This window comes from Streptomyces sp. NPDC001406 (assembly GCF_042895285.1).
GTDB lineage: Bacteria > Actinomycetota > Actinomycetes > Streptomycetales > Streptomycetaceae > Streptomyces.
Map to the genome: position 1 here is coordinate 1 of NZ_JBIAWG010000042.1, position 18,592 is coordinate 18,592.

General features: G+C 69.4%; 15 protein-coding genes and 6 pseudogenes. 9 read left to right on the forward strand and 12 right to left on the reverse strand.

What is annotated here, in order from left to right:
- Positions 1-296: 296 nt before the first annotated feature.
- A pseudogene (locus ACFY1J_RS45510) lies at positions 297-752 on the forward strand (reverse transcriptase domain-containing protein); the annotation flags it as partial.
- A 52-nt stretch (positions 753-804) separates the two neighbouring features.
- Positions 805-1,014: pseudogene (locus ACFY1J_RS45515) on the forward strand (hypothetical protein); the annotation flags it as partial.
- 84 nt (positions 1,015-1,098) lie between these two features.
- Here ACFY1J_RS45515 and ACFY1J_RS45520 read toward each other — a convergent pair.
- From ACFY1J_RS45520 to ACFY1J_RS45545, 6 genes are all read right to left on the reverse strand, one after another.
- Positions 1,099-1,809, reverse strand: coding sequence for a hypothetical protein (locus ACFY1J_RS45520; RefSeq protein ID WP_390713217.1), 711 nt, complete (start codon positions 1,807-1,809; stop codon positions 1,099-1,101).
- The gene (locus ACFY1J_RS45525; RefSeq protein WP_390713218.1) at positions 1,806-2,684 is read right to left on the reverse strand and encodes a RimK family alpha-L-glutamate ligase; all 879 of its coding nucleotides are present in this window, start codon (positions 2,682-2,684) and stop codon (positions 1,806-1,808) included. Before ACFY1J_RS45525 ends, ACFY1J_RS45520 begins: the two co-directional genes overlap by 4 nt.
- Positions 2,681-3,532, reverse strand: a complete 852-nt coding sequence (locus tag ACFY1J_RS45530) for a hypothetical protein (RefSeq protein WP_390713219.1) — start codon at positions 3,530-3,532, stop codon at positions 2,681-2,683. The genes ACFY1J_RS45525 and ACFY1J_RS45530 overlap by 4 nt, the downstream gene beginning before the upstream one ends.
- A complete protein-coding gene (locus ACFY1J_RS45535; protein ID WP_390713220.1) occupies positions 3,519-4,073 on the reverse strand; it encodes a hypothetical protein in 555 nt (184 codons plus the stop codon). Before ACFY1J_RS45535 ends, ACFY1J_RS45530 begins: the two co-directional genes overlap by 14 nt.
- A 4-nt stretch (positions 4,074-4,077) precedes the next feature.
- Positions 4,078-5,052 (reverse strand): LLM class flavin-dependent oxidoreductase, encoded by a 975-nt coding sequence (locus tag ACFY1J_RS45540; RefSeq protein ID WP_390733266.1) that lies wholly within the window; start codon positions 5,050-5,052, stop codon positions 4,078-4,080.
- Positions 5,053-5,146: 94 nt separating this feature from the next.
- Positions 5,147-5,494 (reverse strand): helix-turn-helix domain-containing protein, encoded by a 348-nt coding sequence (locus ACFY1J_RS45545; protein ID WP_390713222.1) that lies wholly within the window; start codon positions 5,492-5,494, stop codon positions 5,147-5,149.
- Positions 5,495-5,726: 232 nt separating this feature from the next.
- On the opposite strand from ACFY1J_RS45545, the gene ACFY1J_RS45550 reads away from it, so the two are divergent.
- The 4 genes and pseudogenes from ACFY1J_RS45550 to ACFY1J_RS45565 all read left to right on the forward strand — a co-directional run.
- Positions 5,727-6,146 carry a hypothetical protein gene (locus ACFY1J_RS45550; protein WP_390733267.1) on the forward strand — a complete coding sequence of 140 codons (420 nt, stop codon included), beginning with the start codon at positions 5,727-5,729 and terminating at the stop codon, positions 6,144-6,146.
- Positions 6,147-6,256: 110 nt separating this feature from the next.
- The gene (locus tag ACFY1J_RS45555; protein ID WP_390733268.1) at positions 6,257-9,658 is read left to right on the forward strand and encodes a HEAT repeat domain-containing protein; all 3,402 of its coding nucleotides are present in this window, start codon (positions 6,257-6,259) and stop codon (positions 9,656-9,658) included.
- Between the two features lie 13 nt (positions 9,659-9,671).
- Entirely contained in the window at positions 9,672-10,397 is a 726-nt protein-coding gene (locus ACFY1J_RS45560) for a hypothetical protein (RefSeq protein ID WP_390713225.1), read from the forward strand.
- A gap of 44 nt (positions 10,398-10,441) precedes the next feature.
- A pseudogene (locus ACFY1J_RS45565) lies at positions 10,442-10,528 on the forward strand (IS5/IS1182 family transposase); the annotation flags it as partial.
- 287 nt (positions 10,529-10,815) lie between these two features.
- On the opposite strand, the gene ACFY1J_RS45570 reads toward ACFY1J_RS45565, so the two are convergent.
- Positions 10,816-11,097 (reverse strand): hypothetical protein, encoded by a 282-nt coding sequence (locus tag ACFY1J_RS45570; RefSeq protein WP_390713226.1) that lies wholly within the window; start codon positions 11,095-11,097, stop codon positions 10,816-10,818.
- A 460-nt stretch (positions 11,098-11,557) separates the two neighbouring features.
- Here ACFY1J_RS45570 and phoU point away from each other — a divergent pair.
- Positions 11,558-12,203: pseudogene (gene phoU, locus ACFY1J_RS45575) on the forward strand (phosphate signaling complex protein PhoU).
- Positions 12,204-12,331: 128 nt separating this feature from the next.
- Here phoU and ACFY1J_RS45580 read toward each other — a convergent pair.
- Together ACFY1J_RS45580 and ACFY1J_RS45585 are read right to left on the reverse strand one after the other, a co-directional pair.
- Positions 12,332-13,870, reverse strand: a pseudogene (locus ACFY1J_RS45580) (ISKra4 family transposase).
- Between the two features lie 66 nt (positions 13,871-13,936).
- Positions 13,937-14,494, reverse strand: a complete 558-nt coding sequence (locus ACFY1J_RS45585) for a hypothetical protein (protein ID WP_390733269.1) — start codon at positions 14,492-14,494, stop codon at positions 13,937-13,939.
- Positions 14,495-14,619: 125 nt separating this feature from the next.
- Between ACFY1J_RS45585 and ACFY1J_RS45590 the strand changes: the two are divergent.
- Positions 14,620-14,835, forward strand: a pseudogene (locus tag ACFY1J_RS45590) (transposase); the annotation flags it as partial.
- 70 nt (positions 14,836-14,905) lie between these two features.
- On the forward strand, positions 14,906-15,505 hold the full coding sequence (locus tag ACFY1J_RS45595; protein ID WP_390713228.1) for a transposase: 600 nt from the start codon (positions 14,906-14,908) through the stop codon (positions 15,503-15,505).
- Between the two features lie 214 nt (positions 15,506-15,719).
- Here the strand turns inward: ACFY1J_RS45595 and ACFY1J_RS45600 are convergent, their stop codons facing one another.
- The 3 genes from ACFY1J_RS45600 to ACFY1J_RS45610 all read right to left on the reverse strand — a co-directional run bounded on the left by ACFY1J_RS45600 (position 15,720) and on the right by ACFY1J_RS45610 (position 18,508).
- Entirely contained in the window at positions 15,720-17,012 is a 1,293-nt protein-coding gene (locus ACFY1J_RS45600) for a pentapeptide repeat-containing protein (protein ID WP_390713229.1), read from the reverse strand.
- 85 nt (positions 17,013-17,097) lie between these two features.
- A complete protein-coding gene (locus ACFY1J_RS45605) occupies positions 17,098-17,961 on the reverse strand; it encodes a serine/threonine-protein kinase (RefSeq protein ID WP_390713231.1) in 864 nt (287 codons plus the stop codon).
- Between the two features lie 268 nt (positions 17,962-18,229).
- Complete coding sequence (locus ACFY1J_RS45610) at positions 18,230-18,508, reverse strand: hypothetical protein (protein WP_390713230.1); 279 nt, start codon at positions 18,506-18,508, stop codon at positions 18,230-18,232.
- Positions 18,509-18,592 lie beyond the last annotated feature (84 nt).

The following is an 18,592-nucleotide window of genomic DNA, read 5'->3' on the forward strand; positions in this document are numbered from 1 at the left end:
CTGAACTTCCTACGCTTCTGTGCCACGTGCTCTCTCCGCCGTTCTGGACTTCGATCCTATGGGGACCGCTGTCCGAGAACTTCGGGGCGCCTCAGCCCCACCCCGACCCGACCACACACCCCTCTCAACGAACCATCAACACCCCAGCTCACACACCAACCACCACACCAACTACCCACCCCCCAAATGACACCGGCACCGCATCTCCGTCCGTGAGCACGCCACCGACGACCAGCATCAAGATCGAGACGCTACGGAGGGTGACTCATGCCCGAGTTACCCATTGCGTTGGGGGCGTGGCCTCACCCGTGTTGTCCAACCTGTTCATGCACTACGCGTTCGATGCCTGGATGGCCCGGGAACACCCCGGCGTCCGGTTCGAGCGTTATTGCGATGACGTGGTGGTCCACTGCCGCAACGAGGTCCAGGCGCATCGGATGCGTGAGGCCATCGCCGGTCGGCTGGCCGAGTGCGGGGGACTGGAGCTGCATCCCCAGAAGACCCGCATCGTGTATTGCCGGGACAGGAACAGGCGTGGCTCGGCCGAGCACACCTCGTTCACGTTCGTGGGGTACGGGTTTCGCGTGCGGAAGCTCCGGACGAGGCGCGGAGATTTCTTCTTCGGCTTCAGCCCGGCTGTCAGCGGCGAGGCCGCCAAGCAGATCCGCCTCTGGCGGCTGCACGTGCGCAGTGAGACGACCCTGGAGGAGCTCGCCCGGGAGATCAACCCGGTCGTGCGGGGCTGGATCAACTACTTCGGGCGGTTCCACCCGTCCGCGTTGTTCTCCAGCCTCAACCGCATCGCTCGGCGCAACCCCTCCGGCGTGGCTGTGCGGCGGCAAGCCGAAGACCGGCCTGGGCGCCGTCACCGAGGTGGGCTACAACGCCCTGCACACCCGCCTCGGCCTCACCATGGACACCACACGGCGCTACACCGAGAGCCGCCGTCCGTCTGGCACCGACGGTTACTTCGTCGCCTGGGAGACGCTCACCCACGCGAACAATCCGAAGTAGCGGGATGTCTCCCTGGTGGGGTGCGGGGCGGCCGGCTCCAGGCTCCAGACGGGAGCGCCGACGTGCTGCGCGGGGCGCCCGCGCTCACCAGTACAGCAGCCACCGCCCGTCGCACCACACCCCGTGCCCCTGGAGGGTGAGCCGCTCGTCGTCCGGCTGCACGCGGGTGCTGGGGGCGACCTGGTGGAGGGTGTGGCCGGAGTGGATCACCATCCGGCCGACCGTGTAGGGGACGTACCGCAGGGTGTGGAAGCGCTTGAGGTCGGCCACGGACTCGATCCAGCCCTTCTCCAGCGCATGCCGGAACTCCTCGTGGCTCACCTCCCAGAGGTTCAGGCCGCCGCCCGCCGCGGGCAGCCGGACCGCCAGGGTGAAGGAGATCTGCCGCTTCAGGTCCGTCCCGGGGGTCCAGCTGAAGGCCCGGTACTGCAGGTCGAAGTGCAGGGGCGCGGTCGGCCTGGTGAACACCGACGCGGACAGCCAGACATGGAAGCCGGGCAGCGCGAGGTGCTCGGGGTAGTGGACCGGGGCGCCGAGATGCCCGGCGAGCACATCGGCGAGGTGCGCGTACAGCCAGCCGAAGGAGTCCTCGAGCAGGGGCCGTGAGGCGTCGGCCCGCTTCTGGTAGACACCGGACTCCGGGTCCGGCGCGAGATCGAGGTAGCTGGGCGCGCCCAGGGTGAAGAAGGCGGCCGGTTCCGGGCCGCGGGGAGTCCAGTGCCGGCGCAGGCCGTGCACGGCGTCGCGCAGTGCGGCGCTGCGCGCCGCGGTGAGCACGGGCAGCGAGTCGATCACGGGCACGCCCCCTGCAGCAGCCCGAGGAGCGAGGCGCTGATGGCTCCGCCGAGCCGCCGGTCGTACCAGTCGTACGCGGGCATCGGGTTGACCTCCAGACACCAATAGGTGCCGTCGGCCCCCACCTTGAAGTCCCAGCCCGCGAACGCCATGCCCAGCTCGGCGGTGTGGCGGACCAGCTGCTCGGCGAGCGGTCCGGGCAGTTCGCAGAGGGTGAACTCCGCGTCCCGGTCGGTCCGGTAGTCCACCGCGCCGGAGATGATCTCCTCGGCGTGCACCCGGTCGCCGACGACATGGGCGCGGACGTCCCAGCCCCTGACGTACCGCTGGAGGTGCACCGGGCCCTGCCCGGGGTCGAACCCCGCCAGGTCGGCCGCGGTCACGAGCCTGCTGGTGGCCCGCACGCCGGAGACCGCCTTGACGAGCGCCGGACCGGACCGGGCGAAGGCCCGAAGACGCTGCGGCGACGAGCTGGTAATGCTCGCGGGCACGCGGAACCCGGCCCGGGACAACGACCATTCGTGGAGCGGCTTGGACCCGTTGTCGGAGCGGATCGAGGGCCGGTTGACTACCAGCCCGGGGATCTGGTCCAGCCAGGCCGCGAGCGCCGTGGTCAGCCAGCGCCAGCGCTGTGCCGACGCACGGTCCTGCTGGAGGGCCGCCAGATCGGCGACCCGGCAGTAGTAGGACGCCTGCGGGTCGAGGTCATGGCCGCCGAGCCGCGCCGAGCGGTCCCTGCCCACGACCAGGCGCCAGTCACCTTCCTCGACGGCCTGCCGCAGGTCGACGGCCCGGACCGGTACGCCCCGGGCCTCGGCCGAGGAGACGAAGTGCGCGAAGGTGCTCTCGGAGGCGAGGCCGACCGCGTAGATCATGGGAACAGCACCTTCACGAGTTGGGGTCCGAGCCCGAGCCACACCATGCGCAGCTGCTCCACGTCGGGGAACGGCTCCACCACGACCGGCCGGGCCTGGGCGAGGTCGGGCGACAACCGCCATACCACGGCCGCGAGCTGGAGTCCGAGCCGGGCGGCGAACTCCGTGCTGCGCTGCTCCAGGCCGAGCTCGTCCAGATCGACGGGACTGCTGCGCCAGGCCTGGTCACCGAGGACCACGACACTCTCGAAGAGGGGTTCGGGGTCCGACCAGCGCGCCCGGTAGGGGCCGGAGCCGTCCGCCGCGGGGACGGAGGCGTCCGGGAGTTCGGACCAGGGGCGCGTGGTCCAGGAGTCGAGATCCTGGACCCACCACTCGCTCCCCTGGCCGTCGGCCGGTGCGCCGGGTGGACCGCAGGGCCGGGAGGAGAAGACCTCCGGCGAGCCGGCGAACAGACCTGCCCGCAGTTCGGTGAGTGCCGCGGACGCGGACACACGGGTGCCCAGGCCGCCGGGCTCCGGGCGGTTGATCACCGGCGCGGGCGTCAGGGCGGCGACGGCCCACAAGTGGGCCAGGCACTCGTTGAGCTGGAACTCCGCGTCGAAGCTGATCCGTTGCAGCGGCGGGGCGGGCAGCCGGAGGAACATCGGCAGCGCCGGCTCGACCACCGCGGTGGGGCCGTGGACGATGACGGTGAACAGCTGAGCGGCGTCGAACACGTCGAGGATCGTGGCCTCGCGGCCGCTGTCCCGCACGAAGTCCCGTACCTCCACGGCCACCGGGTCCGCAGGATCGGCGACGACGACCAGTCCGGAGGGATCGCCGCCGGACACCTCAGATGACGACACCGCGCCTCCTCAGCAGGCGGTTGATGCGCGAACCCCGCAGCGCCGCCGCGGCCTCCTCCGGGCCGTCGGCCACCGACCCGGCCGGTGCGGCGAAGCGTTGCGCCGTCCCGTCGTCTCCGGTCTCTCCGGTCGGCGGCTCGTGCGGCTGTCGTACGACGGCGGCGGGACCGGGCGGGGCCATGGCGCCGTCGAAGCTGTCCTTGCCGTCCTTGAAATCCTTCGAGTCCTTGTGGTCCTTCGAGTCCTTCGTGTCTTTCGTGTCCTTCCTGTCCTTCCCGTCCTTCGTGTCCTTGACGTCCTTCACCTCCTTCATCTCCTTCGCCTCCTTTCCGTCCTTCCCGTCCTTTCGGTCCTTGCCGTCCTTGAAGTCCTTGAAGCGTTTGGCCTCCGGCGGGCGGTGCTCACCGGGTACGCCGGTGTCCTCCTGCTCGGAGAAGGCTCGGCCCGGCTGCGGGGTGTTCCACAGCAGTGCCGGGACATCGTGCCGCTCGGCGGCCGTGAGGAACGGCCGTACCCGTGACTCGTCGACGGTCCATGTCATGTGTTCACCGCTGCTGTTGTCGGAGGCAGGCCGCGCGGTACAGGCGCAGCGCCACGGCCAGGTGCCGCTGGGCGTCCCGGTGGTGCGGATTGAGGTTGAGGATCAGGTGGTCCACGCCGAGGGACGCGTACGTCAGCAGGCCGCGCGCGACGGCCTGGGGTGAGCCGGTGAGGATGCTGGCCTCCGGTGGCGGCGCCCCGTCAGAACTGGGCGACGTCCCGCACTCAACGCCGCCCTCCGCGCCGCCCTGCACGACGCCCTCCGCGCCGTCCTCCACCCGGACGTTGACGCCTAGCGTGAGGCCCAGCGTCGCCGGATCGCGTCCCTCCTTCAGGCAGGTCTCCCTGACCCGGGCCAGGGTCGCCTCGGCACCCGACGGGGAGCCGAACCAGCAGGCGTTCCACAAGTCGGCGTACCGAGCCGTCAGCGCGGTCATCCGGGGACCGTGCGCCCCCACCAGGACGGGCGGGCCACCGGAGCGCGGACCGCGGGGGCGCAACTCCCCGTCGCGCAGTCGGTGATGGCGGCCGGAGAAGTCGGCGCGGCTCGTCCGCATCAGCGCGACGATGATCTGCAGCGCTTCCTCGAAGCGGTCCACACGGTGGTCGAAGGGGATGCCGAACGCCTCGAACTCGGGGGCGTGCCAGCCACAGCCGAGGCCGAGGACCAGCCGCCCGCGGCTGACCTCGTCGAGCGTCACGGCCATCTTGGCCAGCACCGCCGGGTTGCGGAAGGCCGTGCACAGCACGAGGGTGCCGAGCTGGACCCGATCGGTCGCCTCGGCCAGGGCCGACAGCACCGTCCAGGCCTCCCAGATGCCCTCGCTCGGACCGTCGGCCTCGCGGAAGAGCAGGTGATCGAAGACCCACACCGAGTCGAAGCCGGAGTCCTCGGCCTGGAGGGCGAGCGCCCTGATCTCCCCGTAGGATGGCTGCCGCCACGGATACTCGGCGAGCGGCAGAACCAGGCCGACCTTCATCGTCCCCCCCCGGTGGCGAGCCCGGACCCCGCTGGGAGATTACATCCGGCGACGGGTCGTCACAATGGGTGCAATGAGCGGTAGTTGAGCGTAATTACTGATTTCGGCTCGTCAAGGTGACGCTGGCTCGTCGAGGGGCAAGCGGGTCCCGGCTATGAAGCCGTCGAGGGTGTCGGGCCGGTGCCACCCGGGCGGCCGTCCACACCTGGTCCTCCACCCAGCCATGTGCGGCCGGCCCCTCATCGAGGTACACGGCCAGCTTCTCCAGACAGCGCGGGGACAGCCGACACCGAGATCCACTCGGGCCACGCGAGGCCAGAGCCTCGGCCCCGCCGTCCCGCCACAGCTGATGCCACTGGTAGACCGATTTCCGGCTCACCCGCAGGCACCGTGCGACTTCCGGCGGCTTGATCTCCTGATCGAACAGCTCGGCCGCCTGCATCCGTACCGTCTCCCGGCGCCGACGCCCCGCGGGGGCTCAGTCCACCCCCATCTGCATACCTCACACACCAGGGGATACAGAAAACGACCCAGCCCCATCACATACTTCGAGAAAGATCACCCTAATGAGCCGAAGTCAGTATGTGCCGTTCCCTCGACACATCGCGGGCACCGCCGCGATCCTGGACCGGGGGCGGGCGCGGGAGCCTCCCCGGGGGAGAGGGGGCCGGACCATGGCGGCAGCGTCAGGAGCGGCCAGAGTCGCGGTGGCAGTGGTGGCGGTGCTCTGCGCCCTGTGCGTGCCGGGTCTCGTACTGGTCGCGGTGCTCGTCGACCTCGACACCGCCGACCGCCTGGCGAGTGTGGCCGGGGCGGCGACCGGGCTGGTCGGGCTGGTGCTCTCCGTGCTAGCCCTCCGGCGTGCGGACCCGGCGACGGTCCGGGCCGAAGGAGACGGTGCCATCAGCATCGGCGGGAACGTCACCGGCAGCGCGATCGGGCGGAACAGCAACGTCACGGGCCGGGCCGTCGCACCGGCGGCCGGGGCAGCCGTCGTAGGCCCTGTCGTGGCCGAGGGCAGCGGGGCGTTCGCGGGGGGTGGTGACGTCACCGGCAGCGCCCTCGGCGAGGGCAGCCAGGTCGACGGCCGGTGACCCCGTTCACCTGGTTACGGCGCCGCCGGCGCAGCCCGGCCCCGCAGGCTGGCGAGGCGCCGACGGGCCTGATCACGCCACCCGTTCCGGCCGCCGGGGCGCCTGCGCAGGTGACGGCCGACGGTACCGGTGCCGTCGCGATCGGGGCGAACGCCATCGCCAGCGCCATCGGCGAGGGCAGCAGCGTCACCAACAACTACGGGCCCCTCCCCGAGCCGCCGCCCGGCGAGGACCGGATCCAAGAGGAACTGGGCCGGTACGCCAAGCGGGTCCGTGCGTCCCTGGGACGGCTGGACCTGGACGTGCTGATCCCCTCCGAGGAGGGGGAACACCCGGCGGTGGAGCTCCAGGCCGTCTTCGTCCCGCCGCTGCTGCGTGCCGACCCGCCGCCGGTGGAACTGCCCCGGGAACTGCGGCAGCGGCTGGAGGGCGGCCGTGCCGGGGAACCCCCGCCGGGCGAGTTCCCGCCGGGCCTCGACGCGGAGTCGGTGGAGCGGATGCGCCTGGCCTACCGGGACCGGCCGCCGGTGGAGTCGCTGGAGGTGCTCACCGATCCGCAGCAGCCGCGCGTGGTGCTGCTGGGCGATCCCGGGGCCGGGAAGTCCACCCTCGCCCGCTACCTGACCCTCGCGCTCACCTGCGGGCCCGTGCCGGAGCACCTGGCCGGGCTGGCCGGCCGGGTGCCGGTGGTGGTGGAACTGCGCAGGTACGCCGACGAGCGGTGGCGCGACCGGTCCTTCGAGGACTACCTGCACCACCTCAGCACCCTGGAGCGGATGTCGGTTCCGCGGGGTGTCCTGGAGACTCTGCTGCCCGCCGGCCGGATGCTCGTGATCTTTGACGGTCTGGACGAGCTGTTCGAGCCGGAGGTACGGGCCGAAACGGGACGGCGGATCGCCGCCTTCGCCGACCGGTACCCGGGCGTACGCGTCGTGGCGACCTCCCGGACCATCGGCTACCAGCGTGCGACCCTGGACTCGGCGGGCTTCCGGCACTACATGATCCAGGATCTGACACCGAGTCAGATCAGGCTGTTCACACGCCACTGGTACCGCGTCGTCTGCCCCGGGGACCCGGAGTCGGCGGCCCGGCTGCAGAAGCGGATCACCGACGCGGTGCGGTTCTCCCAGCCCGTACGGGATCTCGCGGGCAACCCCCTGCTGCTCACCATTCTGTCGATCATTGGCCGGCGGCGGGCGCTGCCCCGCGACCGGCAGGGCGTGTACGGGCACGCTGTGGACATCCTGGTCGCCCGCTGGGACCAGGAGGCGAAACACCTGCCGCCCCCGGGGCAGGCCGACATGCCGTACATCAACGACGCGGACCGCCGGGCCCTGCTGCGCCTGCTGGCCCGGCGGATGCAGGAGGGCGACGGCGGAATCGCCGGCAACCACATCCACGGCGAGGACCTGGAGGCGGTCTTCACCGGCTACCTGGAGGAGCGGTACCGCCTGGCGAAGCAGACAGCGGTCACCGCGGCCAGAGGGATGATCCGGCAGTTCCGGGAGCGGAACTTCATCCTCAGCCGCTTCGGCGACGAGGTGTACGGCTTCGTCCACCGCGCCTTCCTGGAGTACCTGGCGGCCGACGACATCGCCCGCCGTTACCAGCGGGACCGTGAGTGGTCGGAGGAGGAACTGATCCAGGAGGTGTTCGAGGCCCGCGCGAAGGACCCCGCCTGGCACGAGGTACTGCTGCTCCTCGTCGGGATGCTGGGGGAGCGCGACGCCGGACGGGTGGTCGACGCACTGCTGCGGCTGCACGCGCACGACGTGGTGGTGGGCCGTCACGACATGCTCGCCCTCGCCGTACGGGCCCTGGCGGAAGTCGAGCGGATCGACCTCATCGAGCCCCAGAGCGACGCCGTGGTGAGCGCCTTGATCGACTTGATGGAGCGCCAGCTGGACTGGACGGCACTGAACGCGCTGGAGAGCATCCTTCCCGCCCTGTCGGTCCTCGGTCCCGAGTGGCACGGGCGCGAGCGCTACCTGCGGTGGTTCCTGCTGCGCGGCCAGTTCCAGGCGGAGCACCAGATCGCCTCGGGGATCGTCTTCGGGGCGCACTCCGACCCGGCGGCCCTGCTCCTCCTGGCGGAGCACACCCCCTACCCCGAGACCCGCACGGAGATCCTCCGCCTGCTGCTCCAACGATGGCCCGACGAACTGCCCGGCGCCTGGGACCTGGTGCGGGGCGCGCTCGATGCGCCCGACGCCGAGTCCCGCCGCGGAGCGCTGGAGAACATCGCCCGCTACTGGCAGGACGACGCGGACGTGCGCCCGCTGCTGTTCGAGTGCGCCGTGTCCGACCCGGACCCCGAGCCGCGCAGAGAAGCACTGGAGTCCGTCGCGGAGCGCTGGCCGGACCGCGAGGACGCCCATGAGCTGGTCGTCCGGCGGACCGCCGCCGAGCCCGCCCCCGCCTCCCGCCGGCTGGCCCTCCAACTGCTGCGACGCCACTGGCCGGAGCGCGCGGACACCTGGGAGCTCATCACCGACCGTGCCGTCGCCGACCCGGACCCGGCTCCCCGGCAGGAAGCGCTGCGGCTGCTGGCCACCTGCCGCGCGGACCACCAAGGTGTACGACACCTGCTCCTGGAGCGGGCCGTGGCCGACCCGGCGCCGGAACCCCGCGCAGAGGCGCTGTCGGCCCTGGCACGCCACTGGAGGGACAGCGTGGAAGTCCGTGAACTGGTGCTCCGGCAGGCGGTCTTCGACCCGGACTCCCCGGCACGACGCGGTGCGATCGAAGCGCTGGCTTGGCGTTGGAAGGGCCACGAAGGGGTCCGCGACCTGCTCTTCCGCCGCGCCCTCGAGGACCCCGGGCCGGAACCCAGGAGGGAGGCGCTGGAAGCCCTCGTATGGTGCTGGCGGGACGACGCGGAGACCTGGGAACTCGCCCTGCGGCAAGCAGTCGACGATCCGCACCCGGACGTCCGCTGGGGGACCATGCAACTGCTGGCCCGCCGGTCGCCCGATCGCGAGGCCGTACAGGACCTGCTGTTGCGGCAGGTGATCGCGGAGCCGGAGCCGAAACCCCGTGGAGAGGCGCTCTGGCTGCTGGCGGAGCTCTGGAACCGGCACGAGGGCGTACGGAAGCTGCTGGCCGAGCGAGCCGTCGCGGATCCGCGGTCGGGGCCGCGCTGGGTGGCACTACAGGTCCTGGCCCGCCACTGGCCCGAACGCGCGGACGTCCAGCGGCTGATCGTGGACCGGATGACCGCCGATCCCTCATCCACCAACAGGCGCAACGCCCTGAACTGGTGTGCCTGGCTGCGGGAGGCGGAGCCGGACACGCACGAGACCATCCGTTCCGTGGCCCTGAACGACCCCGCCCCACGGGTCCGCATCACCGCACTCCGCGTGCTGGCGTTCGGCTGGCCGCGGCTGCCCGCCACCACCGGCTTCCTGCGCGAACGCGCCGACGGCGACCCGGACGAGGGCGTGCGCGAGGCAGCCGTTCAGGCCCTCGGCACCGCCCAGGCCTTCGCGACGCTCCCGGACGGCTCCCACTGACCCAAGGAGAGACATGGATGCGCTGCCGGTGGAATCGCACGTGGTCGATGTCGACGTCCTGGACGAGCAGCGGTGCGCCGAACTGAGCGACCGCCTGGAGACGCTACGACCGTACTGGCTGAACCGGGGCGTCGGTTGCGCCACCCTGGGCCTCGCGACCTACCTCGACGTGCCGGCCTCCGAGGAACTGGAGGAGACGTACTTCGGCCGGCTCGCCCGGCACAACCACCTCCTGCGGGAACACTTCGGGGACCTGCTCGACCGGGTCGCCGAGGTGCTCGCCGGACTGCTGAGGATGCCGGCCCGGTACGACGAGCGGGTGGCGCTGCCCGGCTTCCATGTGTTCGAGGGAGAGGGCATCGCCACCGCCCCCAGGCCGAGTCACCACTTCGACCTGCAGCACCGGGCGCTGCGCTGGCCCTTCCCGGTCGCGCCGGTCGAGCAGGCGATGTCCTTCACCCTGCCCCTCGCCCTGCCGCGCCGGGGTGGCGCCCTGGACGTCTGGGAGATCACCGAGGCGGAGATGCTCCGGATGGAGCGCCTCGGCTGGACGATCGACAGGATCGACAGGACCAGGCCGGCCCGGCGGCACGAGTACCAGGTCGGCAGGATGGCCGTCCAGCTCACGCCCGTCCTGCACCGCATCGCAGCGATTCCCGAACGGCACCCCGGCGACCGGCGCATCACCCTGCAGGGACATGGCATCCGCGATGCCGACGGCTGGGTCCTGTACTGGTGAAGGTGCTCCGCTGGTGAAGCGCGAGGCCGCACCCGGCGGTCGAGCGCCTGCTGCGCAAGCTCCGCTGCAGCACCAACCGCATCACCGACATCGTGAAAGCCGTCCTCGTCCTTCACCACGCTTCAGCGTGAGGTTGGAAACGGCTCCTGGTATCCCAGCCAAGCACGGAATGCCAAGGGCCCAGGATTCAGCAGGGGCGAGGCTCCACGACCTTGATGACGGTACGGCGCCGACCCCTTCCAGCTGTCTACACGCCGGCGTCATCGCGGCGCCAGGCACTGAGAGCATTCACGTCGTAATCCTCTCTCGCCCGTGCCGCGCCCTATCGGCCTCCACCCCCGGGGCCCTCGTGCCGCCGGGCCGGGACGCGACCTCACCCAGCCACCACCAGGGTCATGGGCCGGACAAACCCCGTGGACTACTTCCCTGCCGAGAGGTGCTTGATCTTGATCCAGTCGCGGGTGCGGCGTCCGGGTAGGTAGGGGCTGGTAAGGCGTTTGGCAACGACGCCGTCGAAGCCCTCGCCGGCGCTCTGTTCCATGGCCTGGGCGGCGAGCGCGGGCCAGGCCGTGGGCACGGTGATGCCGGGGCCTGTGAGGGCGAGGTCGTCGAGGAGGTCGCGGCGGGCGGTGCAGGGGAGCTGCACGACCGGCTCGCCGAGGTAGAGGATGCCGCTCCGTTGATCTAGGAGGCTTAACATCGAGTTAACTTCGAATAAGCGCCGTGTTTATACCTATAGAAAAGGGTTCAAATAGTCACATGCTGTACTTGTTGAATCACCGAGGTGCCCCTTATGGACCACCGAGCCCACGCCGCCACCCAGCCTGTACCTCGCGCTAACCCTGTCCGGGCCCTGCACTGCGAATTGTGCCTCGGGTGGGGAACCGTGGTTACCGCCGAGGGACTGCATGAACTGTGCCCAGCGTGCCAGGCAGACGTGTACCAGGCTGAGCCAGCCACGGGTCCGTCGCCTGCCCGTGTGCGTCCCTGATCCCTGTCGGATCCGGGGTGGCGTCGCTGATGGTAGGCGGCCACTGCCTGCGCGCGATGTGCGAGTCTGGCAGCGGGCGAAGGCTGGCGCACACACGACTGGACGGTGAAGGCGCGATGCGGGAGACCCCCACGAGGAACTGGCCTCGATCACTGATGGCCTCGTGGAGATGGCTAACCCGGTCGGCTCGGCCATCGGCCTGGCCACGACCGCTCTCCTGGATGCCGACCTGCAACTTGCCGAGAGTGTGATCTCAGCCGACGAAAAGGTTGATGACCTCCAGCGTGACCTGGAGAATCGAGCGATCACGGTGCTGGCGCGGCAGCAGCCGGTTGCCACGGATCTACGGGTCGTGGTTACCTCGCTGCGCATGAGCGCGGACCTGGAGCGCTCTGGTGACCTGGCCGAGCATGTGGCCAAGCTGGCCCAGATGCGTTATCCCGACCGGGCGGTGCCGCGCGACCTGCGCCGCACGATTCTGGAGATGGGCCAGCTCGCGCAGCGCCTGATGGCGCAGGCTGCGGAAGTGGTCATCACCCAGGATGTCGATGCGGCACTCCAGTTGGAGAAGGACGACGACCGCATGGACGAGCTGCATGATCTTCCAGCACCTGATGGACGACCGGTGGCAGCACGGTGTGGAAACGGCCGTGGACGTCACGCTGGTGGGCCGCTACTACGAGCGGTTTGCCGACCATGCGGTGGCGGTGGCTCAGCGCGTGGTCTATCTGGTCACGGGCGAACACGCAGACGAGCTGATGCCCGACATGCCCGCCTTGGGCCCGTCTGGCTCGCAGCGGTCGCGCGACACATAGTTGCGTGCGGCCGTCGGAACTGCGGATCGCCCACTCGGTGGGCTTGGTGTTGGCAGGCCGAGCCCCGGCCATCAGCAGCCCACAGGTCATTGACGAAGGGTGCGGATCCTCTGAAGTGATGGTGGGGATCAAGCGGTGAGGCGGTAGTTCTGCTGGTCGGGGCTGGGGTAGAGGCGTTGATGTTCGCGGGCCGTGTGGAAGTTCCAGTAGTTCTCGAAGTCGCCGTTGGTGATCAGTGCGCGTAGTTGGAGGACGGCTTCGGCGCCGTCGAGGCTCCAGCGGGCGCCGGTGATGTCGAGGCGGTCGGCGATCAGGTGTCGGCAGGCGCCTTCGACGGCGCCGGTGGCGATCGGCCAGCCGGCCGTGAGATCGGTGTCGTAGTGAAGCTGGTCGAGATGACCGGTGAGGTAGCGGGCGCAGGTGGTGACGGCGTCGCGGCGGGCGGCGGGAAGGCGTTCGGCTGCGGCCTGAGCAGTCATCTCATGGGCTGCACGGTCGGCTTGTCCGGCGAGGATCGCGGTGAGTTTGTCCGCGGCCCAGGTCTCGGCCTCGCGGCTGCCGACCGGATAGAAGGCGTGCGCGGCCGTCCGTGTGTACTCGGCGACGTGCACGAAGTCGAGCAGGATGTCCAGGTGGATGCCGCGGCGGGCGGCTTCGTCCGGGATCAGGTCGAGTTGATGACGGGCACCGTCGACGAGCACGATCCAGTCCCGCAGATACTGCGGGTCGCGGGATGCGGCCTGGGCGAAGGCGTCAGCGACGACCTGTTCCGGGGGACGGATCACTGAGGCGGTGCACCACTTCTGCTCCGCTTTCGGGCCCGGTCGCGGCGGCCGGCTCGCGCTGCGGCCGCCGGGCGGGTGGACGATGTCGTGCGGCCGACGCGAAGCCGGGACAACGTCGAAGACGCAGGCCACCGTCGCCATCCGCTTGCGGTTGGGCTTCTCGCCCGGGGCCAGACGCCCGCGCCGCCCGGCTGCCGCGCTCTTGGCCGCGGCCCGGCGGGTGGCCTCGCGCAGGGCCTCGGGGCGGCGCATCACCACGCCCTTGCCGTCGACCTGGATGATCAGCGGCATCTCGCGGGTGCACGGAGTGGGGATCTTCGCCGTGTAGTAGGCGGCGATGTCGATGGCGGAGGCGACCAGTTCTTTGAGGCGGCGCTTGCCCAGCACCTTCCCGCACCGTCGCTCGATCGCGGCGGCGGCCTGGGCGAATGAACCGCGGACCGCTTCCAGGGCCGCGAGTCGGGCAAGACCGCGGGAGTGCCGGCCGGCGGGCAGCGACAGTTCTGCATCCGTCGGGTGCACGTTGGCAACGCCTCGTCCGCGATAGGCGATCCGGTTCACGCGCACCGGACCGAACAGACAGGTCAACAGGCGGCGATGCCCCCTCTCCCGCCAGGTCCGCGGCTGTCCTTCCGGACCGAGGATCACCGGCTGTCCTCCCTTGTCCCGCACCGCGTCCTCCTCCTTCCTGGCACGCAGATCCAGGTGGTCCTACATCAACTGCCGCAGCAGATCGCGTCCCAACTGTTCGAGCTGTACTTCCAGTTCGTCATGGGACAGGTGGGCGGCCGGGCCGTCGGCCAGTGTCGAGACGAGGCGTTCGAAGGCATCACGGGAGGCGGAGTACGGATCAGGTTCGGGTAAGGCGTCGTACTGTTCCACCGGGCTCTTCTTTCAGCGGATCCGATGTGGTTGGCACCCTCGAATCTACGAAGAAGCGCCCCCTGATCACCGGGAGTTGGCCCGGTCGGCACCCGGCCCGCGACGAGCGAGGCCGAACCGTCCCGGCGCGTCCTCGTCCAGCCAGCCCCGCTCCACCAAGCGTTTCAGCTTTCCCCGCGTCCCCTCGATCTTCCCGGTCGTCGTCGGCAGCCCGATACGCGGCACGATCTGCTTGGCCTGCAACGGGCCCGGCGCATCGGCAATGACCTCCACGATGTCCCGGTACACATCCGGCAGCACCGCCGTCACCAGGCCCTCCCGCCATGGCGGCACCACCATCACCCCCACACCGTGAGGCGCCGATGTCTCTTCGTGCCCCGACATATGCTCCGTCGGCACGTCCAACTCGGCGTCAGTCCCCGAGGCCGACAGCTCAGCCAGTACCTCTGTGACGGTCTCCCGCGTGATCTCCAGCCGCGACAAGTCCTCTCGCGCCCTCTCCAGCCTGAGGGCCAATTCCGCGGCCTCGGCCTGGAGTTCCTCGACTCGCTGCCGAGCCGCGGCCTCCCGCGCCCGAAGCTCCTCCGGCAAAGACACCATGGCGCCCCACCTCCACCTCGCCACGGTAGGAGTATGACGGCACCGCCCACACGTCAATCAGCGTCTTCCCAGCTCAGCTGTCCCTCGAAAGGATCCGCACCCAACTCCTTTCCTGGGCACATGCTTTCGGACAGTTACAGCGGGCCGGAGTGGAATGCACCGGCTCCTATGGGGCTGCGCTGACCCGCTATCTGCACCATCAAGGCATCACGGTCACCGAGGTGAACCAGCCCGACAAAGCCGCCCGCCGACGGCACGGCAAGTCCGACGCCGTCGACGCGGCAGCCGCCGCCAGGGCAGTGCTTTCCGGCCGAGCCACGGCCACCGCCAAGACGACCGACGGCCCAGTCGAGACGATCCGGCTGTTCAAGATGGCCAAGACCTCCGCGGCCAAGTCCCGGTCCATGGCCATCAACCAGCTCAAGGGCCGTGCTCGTGGCGGCAGACCCGGCGCTTCGGGAGTCCCTGGCGGGGCTGAGCAACCCCAAGCTCATCCGCAGGTGTTCACAGCTGAGGCCGGCGCAGGGCATGGGGCCGCAAACGGCATCGCGCCAGACGCTCCGGCTGCTGGCCAGGCGGATCCTGCACCTCACCGAGGAGATCAACGACCTCACTGCCCGGATCAGTACCGCGATTGGTGCTTGCGCACCCGAGCTCCTGAGCCTCTACGGCGTCGCCCCCGACACTGCTGCGGCCTTGCTGACAGCAGCCGGCGACAACCCCGACCGCCTGGCCAGCGCGGCATCGTTTGCCGCTCTGTGCGGTGCCAGCCCCGTGGAGGCATCGTCCGGAAAGACCCACCGACGCAGACTCAACCGCGGTGGCGACCGCCAGGCCAATTCAGCGCTCTACACCATCGTCATCGCTCGCCTGCGCTGGGACACCCGCACCCGCTCCTACGTGGAACGACGGGTCACCGAGGGCAAGACACGACGCGAAGCCATCCGATGCCTGAAACGCTACGTCGCCCGCGAGATCTACCAGGCCCTCCTCACATCCAGAAGGCGATCTGCAGCACCAATCCCCGCCAGTTGACATCCATAGGGGCATCAAGCTAGGGGTCCGCTACGAGGCGACTGTCCTCATCGCAGCCATCAACGAGTGGCTGTGACCCGCGGCGCTCACGCGGCGGGATTCAAGTTCCCCTTGCACGGGCGACCCCGGCGCGGGCGACGTCTTCCCGCGCGCGGACTGATCAGCTCGGGTGGGCCAGTTCCGACTGGACTCGCTCGTGAGAGTCGGCCGGAGTTCAGCCCGTCCCGCCCTCGGGCGGCCGGAGGCGTCCCCATCGGACGTTGGCGTCGCTGAACTGTGCGTCGGCGAAGGCGACCCGGCCTCCGTTCACCTGGGCGCGGACGAAGGAGAGCATGCCGCCGTTGAACCTGGCGTGGCCGAGTGAGACGGTGCCTCCGTTGAATCGCCCGTGGTGGAAGGTGACCGTGCTGTCGGTGAACTGCCCGTAGTCGAAGGTGACGTTTCCACCGTCGAACCGCGCCGCGTAGAAGGACACCGTACCGCCCGTTATTTGCGCGTCGTCGAGGGCGATGGCACCGCCGGTGAAGTGTGCGTGGTCGAAGCTCAGTGTACCTCCGGTGAACCGTGCGCGGCGGAAGGCGAGTGAACCGTCATCGAGCCGCGCCCGGTTGAAGGTGACCGTGGTGTGGCCGAACTGTGCGTAGTCGAAGCCGACCGTGCCGCCATGGAACCGTGCTTCGTCCCAGGCGAGCGTCCCGCCATTGAGGCTCGCATGGCGAAACGTGATGTCGCCGGGACCGAACAGCGCGCCGCAGAAGGAAAGCGCGCTGCCGCTGAACCGCGCCTCGTCGAAGCTGACCGTACCGCCCTGGAATTGCGCGTCGTTGAACGTGACCGTGTGAGCGCCGAATCGCGCGCCATGGAAGGTGACCGCGGCGTCGAGGAACCCGGCTTCGTCGAAGCTGATCAGGTCACCGACGAATTCGGCGTCGGCAAAGGAGACACTGCCGCGAAACCGGCAGCCTGAGAAGTCTCCTCCGTCGAAGGTCGCGCGGGTGAAATCAAGAGCGCAGGTCGACCAGGAAGAATCCTCCCGTGACTCCTGGAGGTGATCGCGGATGACCTGGATGATCGTCTGTCGTACCTCCCGTTCTCCCTTCTTGTACTGGTCGGACTCCGAGTTCCATTCGTAGGGCATACGCAGATAGGCGCACAGGACGTCCACGCAGACCTGGCGTTGCTCCACCCAGTCGTCGGCCAGCCGGGCCATCGCGTATACGCCGGCGAGGCGTACGGCCGGTCCTTCATGGCCGAGCTGGCTGGCCGCGGTGCTGTAGCGCTCGGCGAACTGGGTCGCGTCCGCCCGGTGGGCGTCCCCTTCGGCGATGCGCTGCTTGCGGTAGGCGTACACACCGGCGAGCACCGCGCCTAAGACCGTCAGGATGGCGATGCTGAGCCTGATACCGTCGGGAACGCCCAGGGTCTCCGGGGGTTCCGCGAGCCGGCGGACCAGCCAGTACGCCACCACGCCGGCAACGCAGACCACGACCACAGCCAGACCGGCCACGATCCACACGGGCCAGAGGTCCGGCGCATATCGACCGCTCGTATGCCGCCATCGGCGCGGCCACCAGCGTCTCCGAGGCATCTTTTCAGCTCGCCCGACAGCCCGCAGCGGAGATCAACTCCGCCACGAACTCCCGGCATGAACCGTAACGATCCTCAGGGGCCTTGGCCATCGCCTTCGCCATCACGTTGTCGACGGCCGGCGCGAGCCCCGGACATCTCCCGGAGAGATCCGGCGGCGAGTCGTATTGGTGCGCCCACAGTAGCGCCACGTCATCGTCCCTCTGAAAAACGGGCTCACCCGCAAGGGACTCATAGACGACGCAGGCGAGGCTGTACAGATCGCGCCGACCGTCTACTGGGCGGCCGGAGATCTGCTCTGGGGCCACGTACTCCAGGGTGCCCACGAATTCTCCCACCGTGGTGAAGGACGCGTCCAGCGATGGTTTCGCCAGCCCAAAGTCCACGAGATACGCATAGTAGGGATCGTCACCGACATTGCTCCTGGCCACGAGGATGTTGCCGGGCTTCACGTCCCCGTGTACGAGACCGTGCTCGTGCGCGGCGTCGAGCGCCGACGCCACCTGCGCGGCGATGCGCATCGCACCCGTCACCGGCAGTGGACCGTCCCGGTCCAGGAGAGTTCCCAAGTCCGGCCCGGAAACGCAACGCATGGCGATGTACAGCACTCCGTTGGCCTCCCCGGCTCCGAAGATCGGCACGATGTGCGGATGATCGATCGCAGCGGCCACGCGCGACTCATTGATGAAACGTCGACGGAAAGCGTCATTATGTGTCAATTCGAAGGCGAGCACTTTCAGGGCCACGGCACGGCCCAGCCGCAGATCCTTCGCGAGGTAGACGACGCCCATTCCCCCGCGGCCGATCTCACGCTCCACCTGGTAGCCCGCGATCTGTGCACCGACCTGAATGGGTTGATACCGGACCATCTGTCGAAAGTAGCATCCGGAAGCCTCGGGGCGATTGATCTCGGTGAGGGCGCTGCGGCGCGATGTCGGGTGCGGGCCGTCCTCTACGGCCTCCGGCTGATGTCGACGGCCGAAGAGCATCCGGTCTGCTGCTTGCCCGAGCCGGCGGTCAGGCTGACCGGATTCGAGTTCCGATACACACCACAGGTCCACGCAGGCAGTTCCCTGCGCTGCACCGGCTCCGCGCAGTCCGTCAAGGTGTCGCTGGCAGGCGTTGCCTGGTGCGGCATCAGCTGTGTTCGAGTGCGAGCCAGCGGCGTTCGAAGGTGTCGTGGTGTTGTTTGAGGTCTGTTTCGGTGATGGGTTTGTGGTATTGGCCGGTGATGCCGGATTGCGCGAGTTCCGCTGCGACGTGGCCGAGGTTGGGGTTTTGTGTGGTGGTTCGGTGCTGGGCCCAGACGGTGTAGATGCGGAAGCCCAGGAGATAGCGGGCGAGTGTTTTTGCTTTGACGGGTTGGCCTTGCCTGTTGAGTACGCGGTGGTGGGCGAGGTGGGTTGTGAGGCTCAACCTCGGGAGTGGACACCCGGTTTCATGCGACGAGCGACAGCGTACGTGATGAGATCAGCTGTTGCTCGAACTCGACTGGCGTGA